This window comes from Pseudomonas sp. G3-39 (assembly GCF_054790485.1).
In genome coordinates this window covers 4,073,045-4,088,168 of sequence record NZ_CP186497.1, presented here as the reverse complement: position 1 = coordinate 4,088,168, position 15,124 = coordinate 4,073,045, and the positions used below count along the sequence as shown (strand labels likewise).

Sequence of the window (15,124 nt, the reverse complement as noted above, 5' to 3'; positions counted from 1 at the left end):
GTTGAACTGTCGACGATTATCGTGAGCCCGACCCATGTCCAATCTGAATGACCTGACTGCCCTGGCCTTGCCTTCGGGCAGTGAACTGGTAGCCGATGCTACTGAAAGCCGTCTGAGCCTGAGCCTGGACGGGCAACCGCTGGTTCGCTTGCGTCTGAATCGTGACGGCACCGGCCCGATTCAGCTCGATGAGCGTTTTGCCCTGCCCCCCGGCCTGGCGTTGTGGGCGGCCTGTTACTGGTTGTTCGCCCGTGAGCCGGAGCGTCAGCAATTGCTCTGGCAACTGGACCAGCCGCCCACCGAAGCCTTGCTCAGCGGCTTGCTGGTCAGCACCGAAGTGGCCGGCGAATACCGTTGCGAGCGCACCCTTTTCTGGCAATTGCCGCAGCCATGGCTCGGTACATCGCTGAGCGGCAGCTACCCACAACAAATGGTGATCAGCCAGGGCAAGCGCCATCCGCTGCGTCCGGTCAAGCCGCGCGGCGAAGTCTATCGACGTTTCGATGCACGCCTCGGGGCGTGGATTTCCCTGCGCACGGTGGAGATCGAGCAGGATCTGGCGCGGTTCAATCGCTGGCAGAACAGTCCGCGTGTCGCCAGTTTCTGGCAGGAGGAGGGCAGTCTTGAGCAGCATCGCGAATACCTGAGCAAGCTAGACGCCGATCCGCACACGCTGACGTTGATCGGCTGCTTCGACGATCAACCGTTTGCCTATTTCGAGGCCTACTGGGCCAAGGAAGACCGTATCGCGCCGTTCTATGATGTCGACAATTACGACCGTGGCATTCACATGCTGGTGGGGGAAGAGAGTCACCGTGGCCCGCACAAGGTCGCGAGCTGGTTGTCGGCGCTGGTGCACTATCTGTTTCTGGATGATCCGCGTACCCAGCGCGTGGTCGCCGAACCGCGTGCCGACAACGCGAAGATGATCGGCCACATGCAGAATCAGTGCTTCCACTGCGAGAAGGAATTCGACTTTCCGCACAAGCGCGCGGCGTTGATGATTCTGGGGCGTGAGCGGTTTTTTGATCGGTGCAAGCTGGCCTGAGGTTCAGGCCTCAAAGATCTACGTGATCTTGAGGCCGCATTCGCGAGCAGGCTCGCTCCCACACAGGTTCTGCATACACAGGACAAATGTGGGAGCGAGCCTGCTCGCGAATGGGGTTACCACGATTTCGCTGATTAACGACGACCCATCGAGGCCGCATCCCCGCGACTGCCCGACACCTTGCGGCAGTGCACCAGCGCATCGCGAATCATGAAATTGACCAGGGTTGGCGAGACGCCGAGTTCCTTGGCGATGTCCTTTTGCGGCACGCCGTGCAGACGGTACATCTCGAAGGCGTAGCGGGTGCGGCTGGGCAGTTCGGTCAGCGCGTCGGCGATGTGTTCCAGCGTCGAGAAGTTGATATGCGAGGTTTCCGGCGAAGCGCCCTGAATGACCACATTCAACCCTTCCTCTTCCGGGCCTGAGTACTTCTGTTCCAGCGCCTGTTTGCGGTAGTGATCGATGGCGAGGTTGCGCACGATCTGGAACAGATAACTCAATTGCGCCTTGATCGACGACGTGATCGGCGGGGCCGACTGCAAGCGGAAGAACGCATCCTGCACCACATCTTCGGCGCGTGAACGGCAGCCGGTAATGCGCGCTGCAATCTTCACCAGAATCAGTCGATTGTCGACGAAGGCCTGAAGTAGCGGTGAATCGCACCTGCTTGTGGATACTTGTTCCGTCATGGAAATCACCTTGCTGCCAATAGGTTAGTGGGACGCCTGGGGGACGGGGCCGTCCTACACATCGAGCGACAAATTATGTTGAATGATAATGATTGTCAATTGAGAAAGAGAACTAATGCTCCGTAAAGGTGCGAATCGAGAACTGCGACACACCGCCACACCCCAGCCCCCGTTGGCGATCCAGCCTGCCGACTAATTATTTCAAGACGTCATCCGTTCTCATTGGTGAATGGTTCCGGGTACCGAGCCCCGGCCAGACAGCATTCCGATGCCTTGCGCGGTCGGCACAGACCGCGCCCTGCACGCCCTCGATCGGCGTGACGCAGCAACCCGATTCCACTTAGCAAGCCGAATTCAGGCAGGAAACCTCATGACCGACGCGTTCGAACTCCCCAGCACTCTGGTCCAAGCCCTCCAGCGCCGCGCGGCACAGACGCCGGATCGCCTGGCCCTGCGCTTTCTCGCCGAAACCGAGGAGCAGGGCGTGGTGCTCAGTTACCGCGAACTGGATCAACGCGCGCGCACTATTGCTGCCGCGTTGCAGAGTCAGACTGAATTCGGCGATCGCGCGGTGCTGCTGTTTCCAAGTGGCGCAGATTACGTCGCGGCGTTTTTCGGTTGCCTGTACGCCGGGGTGATCGCCGTGCCGGCCTATCCACCGGAGTCCGCCCGTCGTCATCATCAGGAACGCTTGCTGTCGATCATTGCCGACGCCGAACCGCGCCTGCTGCTGACCAGTGCCGACCTGCGCGATGCCTTGCAGCAAATCGACGGCGCGCCGCCGTTGCTGTGCGTCGATACCCTCGACAACGCCCTGGCCGAGCGCTGGGTCGAACCGGCTCTGCCGCAAGACCACATCGCCTTCCTGCAATACACCTCCGGCTCCACCGCGCTGCCCAAAGGCGTGCAGGTCAGCCACGGTAATCTGGTGGCCAACGAGCTGCTGATTCGCCACGGTTTCGGCATCGACGTGAACCCCGACGACGTGATCGTCAGCTGGCTGCCGCTGTACCACGACATGGGTCTGATCGGCGGATTACTGCAGCCGATTTTCAGCGGCGTGCCGTGCATCCTGATGTCGCCTGCGTACTTCCTCGGTCGCCCGTTGCGCTGGCTCGAAGCGATCAGCCAATACGGCGGCACCATCAGCGGCGGGCCGGATTTCGCCTACCGTCTGTGCAGCGAGCGGGTCAGCGAATCAGCACTGGAGCGCCTCGACCTGAGCCGCTGGCGGGTGGCCTATTCCGGCTCCGAACCGATCCGTCTCGATACCCTTGAGCGCTTCGCCGAGAAGTTCACCCCGTGCGGCTTCAGCGAAGACAGCTTCATGGCCTCCTATGGTCTGGCCGAGGCGACCCTGTTCGTCGCCGGCACACCACGGGGCACCGGCATTCCTGCGCTGCGCGTCGATGATCAGGCACTGGCGCAAAACCGCGCCGAGCCGGGCGACGGCAGCCCGATCATGAGTTGCGGCATCAGCCAGCCTGAACATGCGGTGCTAATCGTCGATCCGGTAACGCTAAACGAACTGGCTGACAACCTCGTCGGTGAAGTCTGGGCCGCCGGCCCGAGCATCGCTCACGGCTACTGGCGCAATCCCGAGGCCAGCGCCAAGACCTTCGTTCAGCACGCCGGCCGCACCTGGCTGCGCACTGGCGATCTGGGCTTCATCCGCGACGGTGAACTGTTCATCACCGGGCGCCTGAAAGACATGCTGATCGTGCGTGGCCACAACCTCTATCCGCAGGACATCGAGAAGACCGTCGAGAACGAAGTGGAGGTGGTGCGCAAAGGTCGCGTCGCGGCATTCGCGGTCACTCAAGACGGTGAAGAAGGCATTGGTATCGCCGCAGAAATCAGCCGCAGCGTGCAGAAAATCCTGCCGCCCGAAGCGCTGATCAAAGCTATTCGCCAAGCGGTGGCCGAGGCCTATCAGGAAGCGCCAAGCGTGGTGGTGCTGCTCAACCCGGGCGCGCTGCCGAAGACGTCCAGCGGCAAGCTGCAACGCTCGGCATGCCGCAATCGTCTGGCCGACGGCAGCCTCGACAGCTACGCGGTGTTCCCCTCCGCCGAGCTGCAAAGTACCGAGTCGACCCTGGCAGCTTCCGAGCTGGAAGCGCTGATTGGCAAGATCTGGGCCGAGCAACTCAACCTCAAACAGGTCAACGCCGACGATCACTTCTTCCTGCTCGGCGGCAACTCGATTGCCGCCACGCAAGTGATCGCCCGGGTCCGCGAAGAATTGGCGCTGGAGCTGAACCTGCGCCTGCTGTTTGAAGCGCCGACCCTGTCGGCATTCGCCGCTGCCGTGGCGCAGCAGCAACAGGATGGCGGCAACGCCCAAGGTGCAATCAACGCCTTGTCGCGCAGCGAAGCACTGCCGCAATCGCTGGCACAAAACCGTTTGTGGATCACCTGGCAACTCGACCCGCACAGCAGCGCCTACAACATCCCCGGCGCCCTGCGTCTGCGCGGCGAGCTGGACGAAGACGCGTTGCGCGCCAGCTTCCAGCAACTCATTGAGCGCCACGAGTCACTGCGCACGCGCTTCTTCGAGCGCGACGGCGTAGCGCTGCAACAAGTCGACGCCGCACCTGAATTCAATCTGCAACTGATCGACATCAGCGGCTTGCCGGCGCACGAGCGTGAAGCCCGCGCGCAACAGATCCGCGAGGACGAGGCGCGCACTCAATTCGACTTGGAAAAAGGCCCGCTGCTGTGGGTGACACTCGTACGCCTCGACGATGAAGATCATCAGCTTCTGGTGACCCTGCATCACATCATCGCCGACGGCTGGTCGCTGAACGTGCTGCTCGACGAATTCTCGCGCCTGTACGCTGCGGCATCCCAAGGCCAGCGCGCAGAACTCGCGCCGCTGCCTACTCAATATGCCGACTACGGCAGTTGGCAGCGTCAATGGCTGGCGCAAGGCGAGGGCGAGCGACAACTGGCGTACTGGAAAGCGCAACTGGGCGATGAACATCCGGTGCTGGAACTGGCCACCGACCATCCGCGCTCGGCCAGACAATTGCACAGCGCCGCGCGCCACAGCGTGCGCCTCGGTGTCAGCCTCAGCGACGCGATCAAGCAGACCGCGCAGGCGCATCAATCGACGCCGTTCATGCTGTTGCTCTCGGCGTTCCAGAGCCTGCTGCACCGCTACAGCGGTCAGCGCGATATCCGCATCGGCATCCCCAACGCCAACCGTCCGCGCCTCGAAACCCAGGGTCTGATCGGCTTCTTCATCAACACTCAGGTGCTGCGTGCCGAGGTTGATTCGCGGCTGTCGTTTGTCGAGTTGCTGGCGCAGACCCGCGAGACTGCACTGGGTGCGCAGGCCCATCAGGATCTGCCGTTCGAACAACTGCTCGAAGCGTTCCCGCAGGCCCGCGAGCAGGGACTGTTCCAGGTCATGTTCAACCACCAGCAACGCGACTTGAGTGCGCTCAAGCGCCTGCCGGGCCTGCTCGCCGAAGAGCTGCCGTGGCACAGCCGCGAGGCCAAGTTCGACCTGCAACTGCACAGCGAAGAAGATCGCAACGGACGCCTGACCTTGTCCTTCGACTACGCCGATGAACTGTTCGACGCGGCGACCATCGAGCGTCTGGCCGAACACTTCAGCAACCTGCTGCGCGCCGTCTGCGAACAACCGCAACAGGCGATCGGCGACCTGCCATTGCTGACTCCGTGCGAGCAGGAACAGCAACAAGCGTGGAGCGTCGCCCCGTGCACCCCGGCGCAGCAATGGCTGCCGGAGCTGCTCAACGAACAGGCGCGGCGAACCCCGGAACGCACCGCGCTGGTGTGGGACGGCGGCAGTCTCGACTTCGCCGAATTGCACGCCCAGGCCAACCGCCTCGCGCACTACCTGCGCGACAAAGGTGTCGGCCCGGACGTGTGCGTGGCGATTGCCGCCGAGCGTTCGCCGCAACTGCTGATCGGCCTGCTGGCGATCATCAAGGCCGGTGGCGCCTATGTGCCGCTGGATCCGGATTATCCGGCCGAGCGCTTGGCTTACATGCTCAGCGACAGCGGCGTCGAACTGCTACTGACCCAGACCGCATTGCTCGACCGTCTGCCGGCCAGCGACGGCGTCAGCGTGATCGCCATGGACGCGTTGCACCTGGAAAACTGGCCGAGTCAGGCACCGGGTCTGCACCTGCACGGCGACAACCTCGCCTATGTGATTTACACCTCCGGCTCCACTGGTCAACCGAAGGGTGTCGGCAACACCCACGCTGCATTGGCCGAACGGTTGCAGTGGATGCAGAACAGCTATCGCCTGAACGACAGCGACGTGCTGATGCAAAAGGCGCCGATCAGTTTCGACGTGTCGGTGTGGGAGTGCTTCTGGCCGCTGATCACTGGCGCGCGTCTGCTGATCGCCGGCCCTGGTGAGCACCGTGATCCGCATCGCATCGCGCAACTGGTTCAAGAATATGGCGTGACCACGCTGCACTTCGTGCCGCCGCTGCTCGCGCTGTTCATCGACGAGCCGCTGAGCGCCGAATGCACCAGCCTGCGCCGATTGTTCTCCGGCGGTGAAGCGCTGCCGGCGGAACTGCGCAACCGCGTGCTGGCGCAGCTGCCGGCGGTGCAACTGCACAACCGTTACGGCCCGACCGAAACCGCGATCAACGTCACCCACTGGCACTGCACCACGGCCGACGGCGAGCGTTCGCCAATTGGCCGGCCGCTGGGCAACGTGATCTGCCGCGTGCTCGACGCCGATCTCAATCCCGTGCCGGCCGGTGTGCCGGGTGAACTGTGCATCAGCGGCATCGGTCTGGCCCGGGGTTACCTCGGTCGCCCGGCGCTGACGGCCGAGCGCTTTGTGGTCGACCCGTTGGGCGAGCAGGGCGCACGTTTGTACCGCACCGGTGACCGTGCACGCTGGACCTCGGACGGCGTGATCGAATACCTCGGGCGCCTCGATCAGCAGGTCAAACTGCGTGGTTTCCGCGTTGAACCGGAAGAAATCGAAGCGCGGCTGCTGGCGCAAAACAGCGTCGCCCAGGCCGTGGTGCTGGTGCGCGACACCGCAGCCGGCGCGCAACTGATCGGCTACTTCACCGCTGTCGATGCCAGCGAAGATCAGCACGCGCAGATCGCCCATCTGAAAACTGCGCTGGCCGGCGAACTGCCGGAATACATGGTCCCGGCGCAACTGATGCGCCTGGACGTAATGCCCCTGAGCCCGAGCGGCAAGCTCGACCGTCGCGCCTTGCCGGAGCCACAGTGGCAAGTGCGTGAGCACGTCGAACCGGCCACCGAGCTGGAACAACAGATCGCCGCGATCTGGCGTGAAGTGCTGGGTCTGCCACGGATCGGTCTGCGCGACGACTTCTTCGCCCTCGGCGGACACTCGTTGCTGGCCACGCAAATCATCTCGCGCAGCCGTCAGGCCTGTGACGTCGAACTGCCGTTGCGCGCCTTGTTCGAGCACAGTGAACTCGGCGATTTTGCCGAGCAGATCCGCCTGATCCAGGCCAGCGGCCAGACCAACCAACAGCCGCCGATTGCCAAAGTCGATCGCAGCAAACCGGTGCCGTTGTCATACTCGCAACAGCGCATGTGGTTCCTCTGGCAGATGGAGCCGGACAGCCCGGCGTACAACGTCGGCGGCATGGCGCGCCTGCGCGGCGTGTTGCACGTCGAGCATTTCGAGGCAGCCTTGCAGGCGTTGATCCTGCGCCACGAAACCTTGCGTACCACGTTCCCGAGCGTCGATGGCGTGGCCCGTCAGCAGGTGCATGCCGAGACCGGCGTGCGCATGGGCTGGAAGGACTTCTCGAAACTGCCGGCTGACCAGCGTGAACAGAACGTCCAGCAACTGGCCGATGACGAAGCGCATCTGCCGTTCGACCTGGAAAGCGGCCCGTTGCTGCGCGCCTGTCTGGTGAAGACCGCCGAGCACGAGCATTACTTCGTGCTGACCCTGCACCACATCGTCACCGAAGGCTGGGCGATGGATATTTTTGCCCGCGAACTCAGCGCGCTGTACGAAGCGTTCGTCGATGAGCGCGATTCGCCGCTTGAAGCGTTGCCGGTGCAGTACCTCGATTACAGCGTCTGGCAGCGGCAGTGGCTGGAGTCCGGTGAGCGTCAGCGCCAGCTCGACTACTGGACCGCGCAACTCGGTCGCGAACATCCGTTGCTGGAACTGCCCGGCGACCGTCCGCGGCCACCGGTGCAAAGCCATCAGGGCGAACTGTTCCGTTTCGATCTGAGCGACGATCTCGCCGCCCGCGTCCGTGCGTTCAATGCGCAAAACGGTCTGACCCTGTTCATGACCATGACCGCTGCGCTCGCCACCTTGCTCTACCGCTACAGCGGCCAGACCGACCTGCGCATCGGCGCGCCGGTGGCCAACCGGATTCGTCCGGAAAGCGAAGGGCTGATCGGCGCATTCCTCAATACCCAGGTGCTGCGTTGCCGGCTCGACGGCCAGATGTCGGTCGGCGAACTGTTCGAGCAAGTGCGCCACACCGTTATCGAAGGCCAGTCGCATCAGGACCTGCCGTTCGATCATCTGGTCGAAGCGCTGCAACCGCCGCGCAGCGCGGCGTACAACCCGCTGTTCCAGGTGATGTGCAACGTGCAGCGCTGGGAGTTCCAGCAGAGCCGCATGCTCGCCGGGATGACCGTCGAGTATCTGGCCAACGATGCGCGGGCGACCAAGTTCGACCTCAACCTGGAAGTCACCGACCTCGACCATCGCCTCGGTTGCTGCCTGACCTACAGCACCGATCTGTTCGATGAACCGACCATCGCACGCATGGCCCAGCATTGGCGCAACCTGCTGGAAGCGTTGATCGCCGATCCGCAACAGCGTCTGAGCCACTTGCCGCTGCTCGACCCGACTGAACAACAGCAGCTGCTCGACAGCCTCGGTGTCGAACCGGGCGAACGTCGTCTCGATCAATGCATCCATCATCTGTTCGCCGAGCAGGCGCTGGCGCGCAAAGATGCCCCGGCCTTGACTTTCGCCGGACAGACGCTGAGCTACGCCGAACTCGACGCCCGCGCCAATCGCTTGGCCTGGGCCTTGCGCGAGCGTGGTGTAGGCCCGCAAGTGCGGGTCGGTCTGGCGCTGGAGCGCTCGCTGGAAATGGTCGTCGGCCTGCTGGCGATCCTCAAGGCCGGCGGCGCCTATGTGCCGCTGGACCCGGAATACCCGCTCGATCGCCTGCACTACATGATCGAAGACAGCCGCATCGGTCTGCTGCTCAGTGACCGCGCGATGTTCAACGCCCTCGGCGATTTGCCGTCGAGCGTGGCGCGCTGGTGCCTGGAAGATGACAGCGCGGCGCTGGTGGATTACCCGGCCACTGAGCTGCCCTTTATCAGCCTGCCGCAGCATCAGGCCTATCTGATTTACACCTCGGGTTCGACCGGCAAGCCGAAAGGCGTGGTGGTGTCCCACGGTGAAATCGCCATGCATTGCCAGGCCGTGATCGAACGTTTCGGCATGCGCCCCGACGACTGCGAGCTGCACTTCTATTCGATCAACTTCGACGCCGCCACCGAGCGTCTGCTGGTGCCGTTGCTCAGCGGCGCGCAGGTGGTGCTGCGAGCGCAAGGGCAGTGGGATGCGGAAGAAATCTGCGGGTTGATCCGCACCCACCGGATCAATGTGCTCGGCTTCACCCCGAGCTACGGCAGCCAGCTGGCGCAGTTCCTCGCCACGCAAAACCAGGTTCTGCCGGTGCGGATGATCATCACCGGCGGCGAAGCGCTGACCGGCGAACACCTGCAACGGATTCGCGCCGCGTTCAAACCGAGTCTGTTCTTCAACGCCTATGGCCCGACCGAAACCGTGGTCATGCCACTGGCCAGTCTGGCGCCAGACCTGCTGGAAGAGGGCGCCGGCAGCGTGCCGATCGGCAGCGTGATCGGTGACCGCGTGGCGTACATTCTCGATGCCGATCTGGCGTTGGTGCCGCAAGGCGCGACCGGTGAATTGTTCGTCGGCGGCGCCGGTCTGGCGCAGGGGTATCACGACCGTCCGGGCATCAGCTCTGAGCGCTTCGTGGCTGATCCGTTTGCCGCCGATGGCGGGCGTATGTACCGCACCGGCGATCTGGTGCGCCAGCGTGCCGATGGGTTGGTGGAGTATCTGGGGCGGATCGACCATCAGGTGAAAATCCGTGGTTTCCGCATCGAGCTGGGCGAGATCGAAACCCGTCTGCTCGATCACGCTTCGATCCGTGAAGCGGTGGTGCTGGCGCTGGATGCGCCGAGCGGCAAGCAACTGGTGGGCTACCTGGTCAGCGAAGTTGCCGAGCAGGGCGAAGCGCAACAGGCCGAACTGCGTGAAGCACTGAAGTCGCACCTCAAGGCGCAATTGCCGGACTACATGGTGCCGACGCACCTGATCCTGCTGGCGAGCATGCCGCTGACCGCCAACGGCAAACTCGACCGCCGCGCCTTGCCGGCACCGGATCCCGAGCTGAATCGTCAGCACTACGTCGCCCCGAGCAGCGAGTTGGAGCAGACCCTGGCACAGATCTGGTGCGAGGTGCTCAACGTCGAGCAGGTCGGGCTCAACGACAACTTCTTTGAACTTGGTGGCGACTCGATTCTGTCGATTCAAGTGGTCAGCCGGGCGCGGCAGCAGGGCATTCATTTCAGTCCACGGGATCTGTTCCAGCATCAGACGGTGCAGACCCTCGCCGCTGTCGCCAGCCGCAGCGAGCAAGTCACTGCCGAGCAGGGACTGGTGCTCGGTGAGTCGGCGATGACGCCGATTCAACACTGGTTCTTCGACACTGATATTCCTGAGCGTCAACACTGGAACCAGGCGTTGCTGCTGGAACCGACAGTGGCGCTGGAACCGCATCGTCTGGAGCAGGCGCTGCTGGCAGTGATCGAACAGCACGACGCCCTGCGTTTGCGCTTCACTCAGGCCAACGATCAATGGCAGGCAACGCATCAACCGGTGTCCGACGCCGAGGTGTTGTGGCAAGTGCGGGTGGCGGCGATGGACCAGTGCGCAGCACTGTTCGCCGATGCCCAGCGCAGTCTCGATCTGCAAAACGGCCCGCTGCTGCGCGCCTTGCTGGTGGATGGGCCGCAGGGTCAGCAACGCTTGTTTATTGCGATCCATCACTTGGTCGTCGACGGTGTGTCGTGGCGCGTTTTGCTCGACGATCTGCAAACCGTGTATCGCCAACTCGAGGCCGAGCAGTCGGTAAAACTGCCGGCAAAAACCAGTGCCTTCAAGGACTGGGCGGCACGTTTGCAGGCCTACGCCGGCAGCGAATCACTGCGTGAAGAACTGAACTGGTGGCAAACCCAACTGGCCGGATCGAAGGCCGATCTGTCGTGCGAAAACCCGCAGGGCGGACAACAGAATCGTCACGCGCAAACCGTCAGCGTGCGCCTGGATGCCGAGCGTACCCAACAACTGCTGCAACAGGCGCCGCGGGCCTACCGCACACAGGTCAACGATCTGCTGCTGACCGCGCTGGCCCGCGTCTTGTGCCGCTGGAGCGGTCAGCCGTCGGCATTGATTCAACTGGAAGGCCACGGCCGCGAAACCCTGTTCGACGAGATCGACCTGACCCGCACCGTCGGCTGGTTCACCAGCGCCTATCCATTACGCCTGACCCCGCACAACATCGAAGAGGCCGCCGGGCAGGGCGCTTCGATCAAGGCGATCAAGGAGCAACTGCGCGCGGTACCGCACAAAGGCCTCGGTTATGGCGTGTTGCGTTATCTGGCCGATGACCTCAGTCAGCGCAGCATGGCGGCGTTGCCGAATGCTCCGGTGACCTTCAACTACCTCGGCCAGTTCGATCAGAGTTTCGCCAGCGATGCGCTGTTCCGTCCGCTGGACGAGCCGGCCGGTGCGGCCCACGATCCGCAGGCGCCGTTGCCCAACGAATTGAGCATCGACAGTCAGGTGTACGGCGGCGAACTGCTGCTGCGCTGGACTTTCAGTGCCGAGCGCTACGAGGCGCAAACCATCAACGATCTGGCCGACGCTTACCTCGGTGAGCTGCAAAGCCTGATCGAACATTGCCTGCAAGACACGGCCGGTGGCCTGACGCCGTCGGACTTCCCGCTGGCGAAACTGACCCAGGCGCAACTCGATGCACTGCCGGTGCCAGCGGCGCACATCGAAGACGTCTACCCGCTGACGCCGATGCAGGAAGGCATGCTGCTGCACACCTTGCTCGAACCGGGCACCGGTCTGTACTACATGCAGGATCGCTACCGGATCAACAGCGAGCTCGATCCCGAGCGTTTCGCCCAGGCCTGGCAAGCGGTGGTCGCCCGTCATGAAGCGCTGCGTGCATCGTTCTGCTGGAACGTCGGCGAGGACATGCTGCAAGTGATCCACACCCCGGGTCGTACGCCGATCGAGTACCTGGACTGGAGCGCCATCGCCGAGGACGAGCAAGAACCGAAGCTGCAAGCGCTGCTGAAAAGCGAGCGTGAGGCCGGGTTCGATCTGCTCAATCAGGCACCGTTCCACCTGCGCCTGATCAAGGTCGGCACGGCGCGTTACTGGTTCATGATGAGTAACCACCACATCCTCATCGATGCCTGGTGCCGTTCGCTGCTGATGAACGATTTCTTCGAGATTTACACCGCCCTCGGTGAAGGTCGCGAAGCACAGTTGTCGGTGCCGCCGCGTTACCGCGACTACATCGGCTGGCTGCAACGCCAGAGCCTGGCCGAGGCGCGTCAGTGGTGGCAGCAGAACCTGCAAGGTTTCGAGCGCACCACACCGATCCCGAGCGACCGACCGTTCCTGCGCGAACACGCGGGCGAAAGCGGCGGCATGATCGTTGGCGACCGCTACACGCGACTGAATGTCGAGGACGGCGCCCGTCTGCGCGAGCTGGCCCAGGCCCATCAACTGACCATCAACACCTTCGCCCAAGCGGCGTGGGCACTGGTGCTGCGCCGTCTGAGCGGTGATCGCGACGTGCTGTTCGGCGTCACCGTGGCCGGGCGCCCGGTGGAAATGCCGGAGATGCAACGCACCGTCGGTCTGTTCATCAACAGCATTGCGCTGCGGGTGAAAATGCCTGAGGACGATCAGCGCAGCAGTGTGCGGCAGTGGCTGAGCGCTTTGCTCGACAGCAACATGCAACTGCGCGAGTACGAATACCTGCCGCTGGTGAACATCCAGGAGCAGAGCGAATTGCCGAAAGGCCAACCGCTGTTCGACAGTCTGTTCGTGTTCGAGAACGCGCCGGTGGAAGTCTCGGTGCTGGACCGTGCACAGAGCCTCAACGCTACGTCGGACTCTGGTCGTACCCACACCAACTTCCCGCTGACGGCGGTGTGCTACCCGGGCGATGACCTCGGCCTGCATCTGTCCTATGACCAGCGCTACTTCGACGAATCGACCATCGAGCGCATGCTCGGTGAGTTCAAGCGCCTGCTGCTGGCATTGGTCGATGGCTTCCACGGTGACATGGCTGATTTGCCGCTGCTGGGGGCCGAGGAGCAGGACTTCCTGCTGCACGGCTGCAACCAGAGCGCGCACGATTATCCTCTGGAGCAGAGCTACGTGGCGCTGTTCGAAGCGCAGGTCGCGGCGCATCCGCAGCGCATCGCCGCCACTTGCCTTGATCAGCAACTGAGCTATGCCGAGCTCAACCTCAACGCCAACCGCCTCGGCCAAGCACTGGTCGCCGCCGGGGTGCAGTTGGATCAACCGGTAGCGTTGCTGGCCGAACGTAATCTGGATCTTTTGGGGATGATCATCGGCAGCTTCAAGGCCGGTGCCGGTTACCTGCCGCTGGATCCGGGCCTGCCGAGCCAGCGTCTGCAGCGGATCATCGAGCTGAGCCGCACGCCAGTGCTGGTGTGCAGCGAAGCCTGCCGCCAACAGGCGCAGACTTTGCTCGATGAGTTCAGCTGCGCCAACCGTCCACGGCTGTTGGTCTGGGAAGAAGTGCAGGCGCTGGCGACATCGCTGCACAACCCGGGAATCTACAGTGGCCCAGACAACCTGGCCTACGTGATCTACACCTCGGGTTCGACCGGGTTGCCGAAAGGCGTGATGGTCGAGCAGCGCGGCATGCTCAACAACCAGTTGAGCAAGGTGCCGTACCTGCAACTGACGGACGCCGACGTGATCGCGCAGACCGCTTCGCAAAGCTTCGATATTTCGGTCTGGCAGTTCCTCGCCGCGCCGCTGTTCGGGGCGCGGGTGGACATTGTGCCGAACACTATCGCTCACGATCCGCAGGGCTTGCTGGTGCATGTGCAAGCGCAGGGCATCACCGTGCTGGAGAGCGTTCCTTCGCTGATTCAGGGCATGCTCGCCTCGGAACGCCTGAGTCTCGACGGTCTGCGCTGGATGCTGCCGACCGGTGAAGCAATGCCGCCGGAACTCGCGCACCAATGGCTGCTGCGTTATCCGCAGATCGGTCTGGTCAACGCTTACGGCCCGGCGGAATGCTCCGATGACGTGGCGTTCTTCCGTGTGGACATGGCTTCGACTCGCGGCAGCTATCTGCCGATCGGTACGCCGACCGACAACAACTTGCTGTACCTGGTCGATGGCGCGCTGGAACTGGTGCCGTTGGGCGCGGTGGGTGAGTTGTGCGTGGCCGGGACCGGTGTCGGTCGCGGTTACGTCAGCGATCCGCTGCGCACCGCGCCGGTATTTGTGCCCAACCCGTTCGGCGCGCCGGGCGAGCGTCTGTATCGCACCGGTGACCTCGCGCGGCGGCGCAGTGACGGGGTGCTGGAGTACGTCGGCCGGGTCGACCATCAGGTGAAGATTCGCGGTTACCGGATCGAACTGGGTGAAATCGAGGCGCGTCTGCATGAACAGCCGGAAGTCCGCGATGCGGCGGTCGGCGTGCAGGAAGGCGTGAATGGCAAACATCTGGTCGGCTATCTGGTCGCGGCGGATTCGGCGCTCAACCCGAGCGAACGTCTGGAGCGGATCAAGCAACGCCTGCGCAGCGAACTGCCGGAATACATGGTGCCGCTGCACTGGTTGTGGCTGGATCAACTGCCGCACAACACCAACGGCAAACTCGACCGCAAGGCCCTGCCGGCGCTGGAGATCGGTCAGTTGCAGAGCCAGGACTACCTGGCCCCGCGCAACGAACTGGAGCAGACCCTGGCCGACATCTGGGCCGAAGTGCTCAAGGTCGACAAGGTCGGTGTGCGCGACAACTTCTTCGAGTTGGGCGGGCATTCGTTGCTGGCTACGCAGATCGCCTCGCGGGTGCAGAAAACCCTGCAACGCGATGTGCCGCTGCGGGCGATGTTCGAGTGCAGCACGGTGCAGGAACTGGCCGAGTACATCGAAGGCCTGGCGGCGAGTGACATGACCGAGGATAAAGTGGATCGCTTGAATGATCTGATGGCGGAGCTGGAGGGCTTGTAATCTTCGGCGTCTGTACCG

The 15,124-nt window shown here is 63.2% G+C and carries 3 protein-coding genes; 2 read left to right on the top strand and 1 reads right to left on the bottom strand.

Annotated features, from left to right (window positions below):
* Positions 1 to 34 precede the first annotated feature (34 nt).
* Positions 35 to 1,048: a GNAT family N-acetyltransferase gene (locus tag ACOYXG_RS18210; RefSeq protein ID WP_115989251.1), complete on the top strand. Its 1,014-nt coding sequence runs from the start codon at positions 35 to 37 to the stop codon at positions 1,046 to 1,048.
* Positions 1,049 to 1,182: 134 nt separating this feature from the next.
* Here ACOYXG_RS18210 and ACOYXG_RS18205 read toward each other — a convergent pair whose 3' ends face one another.
* Entirely contained in the window at positions 1,183 to 1,737 is a 555-nt protein-coding gene (locus tag ACOYXG_RS18205; RefSeq protein ID WP_027613402.1) for an RNA polymerase factor sigma-70, read from the bottom strand.
* A 370-nt stretch (positions 1,738 to 2,107) separates the two neighbouring features.
* Here ACOYXG_RS18205 and ACOYXG_RS18200 point away from each other — a divergent pair, with 370 nt between their 5' ends.
* A complete protein-coding gene (locus tag ACOYXG_RS18200) occupies positions 2,108 to 15,106 on the top strand; it encodes a non-ribosomal peptide synthetase (RefSeq protein WP_460353228.1) in 12,999 nt (4,332 codons plus the stop codon).
* Positions 15,107 to 15,124 lie beyond the last annotated feature (18 nt).

What these genes read in the sequence shown, in the direction of transcription:
- ACOYXG_RS18210 (WP_115989251.1), top strand. Translation starts at nt 35, where the DNA reads ATGTCCAATCTGAATGACCTGACTGCCCTGGCCTTGCCTTCGGGCAGT.
- ACOYXG_RS18200 (WP_460353228.1), top strand. Translation starts at nt 2,108, where the DNA reads ATGACCGACGCGTTCGAACTCCCCAGCACTCTGGTCCAAGCCCTCCAG.
- ACOYXG_RS18205 (WP_027613402.1), bottom strand. Translation starts at nt 1,737, where the DNA reads ATGACGGAACAAGTATCCACAAGCAGGTGCGATTCACCGCTACTTCAG.